The sequence below is a fragment of the Corallococcus aberystwythensis genome (assembly GCF_003612165.1).
Classification (GTDB): domain Bacteria; phylum Myxococcota; class Myxococcia; order Myxococcales; family Myxococcaceae; genus Corallococcus; species Corallococcus aberystwythensis.
Genome location: NZ_RAWK01000521.1, coordinates 1 through 1707, shown reverse-complemented (window position 1 = coordinate 1707; position 1707 = coordinate 1). Strand labels below are relative to the sequence as shown.

General features: G+C 69.8%; 1 protein-coding gene. It reads left to right on the top strand.

Annotated features, from left to right (window positions below):
- Positions 1-80 precede the first annotated feature (80 nt).
- A protein-coding gene (locus D7W81_RS41155) for an IS3 family transposase (protein ID WP_244227798.1) occupies positions 81-1672 on the top strand; the annotation gives its coding sequence in 2 pieces (ribosomal slippage) (positions 81-569 and positions 572-1672; 1590 coding nt in all).
- The last annotated feature ends 35 nt before the right edge of the window (positions 1673-1707 follow it).

Below are 1707 nucleotides of genomic sequence, written 5' to 3'. Positions count from 1 at the left end.
CCCCCTGTGTCAGGGAAGTTGTCGCCTCGGCTGAATAGCCGGGATGACCACGCCTTGGGGGCGAGAGCAGGCAGGACGCAGTGCCGTACACGGATGCATTCAAGTCTCAGATGGTGAAGCGGATGGTGGGCCCGGGCGCGGTGAGCGCCGCGGCGCTGGCCCGTCAGGTGGGCGTCTCGCAGCCGACGTTGTCGCAGTGGCTGCGGGAGGCGAATAGGGTGGCGGCGATGACGCCCCCGCCCGAGGAGAAGAAGCCCGCCAGCCCGAAGAAGTGGACGCCCGAGGAGAAGCTGCGCGTGCTGGCGGAGGCGCACGGCTTGGAGGGCGAGGCGCTGGGCGCACTTCTGCGCCGGGAAGGGCTGCACGAAGAGCAGTTGGCGGAGTGGCGGGCCGCGGCCGCTGGAGCACTTTCCCAAGGCGCGCAGACGGCCTCCTCCGCAGCTCTGACGGCCAGCCAGCGTCGGCGGCTGGCCTCGTCGGAGAAACGGGTGAAGGAGCTGGAGCGAGAGTTGCGCCGCAAGGAGAAGGCGCTGGCGGAGACGGCGGCGCTGCTGGTGCTCGAAAAAAAACTTCAGGCGCTGGGCTGGGACGAGAGGCCCCTGGAAGACGAGGACGACGCAGCGGACGAGAAGAGCGAGAAATGAGGCTCGCCCTCATCGACGAGGCGCTGGAAAAGGGCGTGCGCCTGGAGGCCGTGTGCGAGCGGCTCGGGGTGGCCCCTCGCACCATCCAGCGCTGGAGGAAGCCGGAAACGGCCCAAGACGGGCGGTGCGGCCCACGCACCCAGCCGGCCAACCGCCTCTCCGAGCTGGAGCGGCGCCGCATCCTGGCGGTGGCCAACAGCGAGGAGTTCCGCGACGCCTCGCCCAAGCAGATTGTCCCCAGGTTGGCCGACCGGGGCGAGTACGTGGCCAGCGAGGCGAGCTTCTACCGGGTACTGCGCGAAGCAGGGCAGCTGGCCCACCGAGGCCACGCCAAGGCCCCCACGCCCAGGCCCCGGGCCGAGCACACCGCCACCGAGCCGAACCAGGTGTGGAGCTGGGACATCACCTACTTGAAGGGCCCGGTGAAGGGAGCCTTCCTCTACCTGTACCTGGTGGTGGACGTCTTCAGCCGGCGCATCATGGGCTTTGAGGTGCACGAGGAGGAGTCGTCCGAGCATGCCGCGGCCCTCATCCGCCGCTGCTGGCAGCAGGCCGGCTGCCCGGAGGGCCTGGTGCTGCACTCGGACAACGGCGGCCCCATGAAGGGCGCCACGATGCTCGCGACGCTGCAATGGCTGGGCGTCACGCCCTCCTTCAGCCGGCCCCGCGTCTCGGACGACAACGCCTTTTCCGAAGCCCTCTTCCGTACGCTGAAGTACCGCCCCTCTTTCCCGCGGCGCCCCTTCGCGTCCGTCGAGGATGCGCGCTCGTGGGTGACGCGCTTCGTGGCCTGGTACAACACCGAGCACCGCCACTCCGCCATCCGCTTCGTCACGCCCGACGACAGGCACTTCTGCCGCGAGCACGCGCTGCTGGCCCGACGCCGCGAGGTGTACCAACGCGCTCGCGACCGTCACCCCGAGCGCTGGAGCCGCGACACGCGCGACTGGACGCCGATGGGCCCTGTCCGTCTCGGCCCCTCTCCGAACCTCACCCCGGCAGTGCAGGAGATGAAGCGCATCGGCTGAACCCTCTCACGCGACAACTACCTTGACGCTCACCG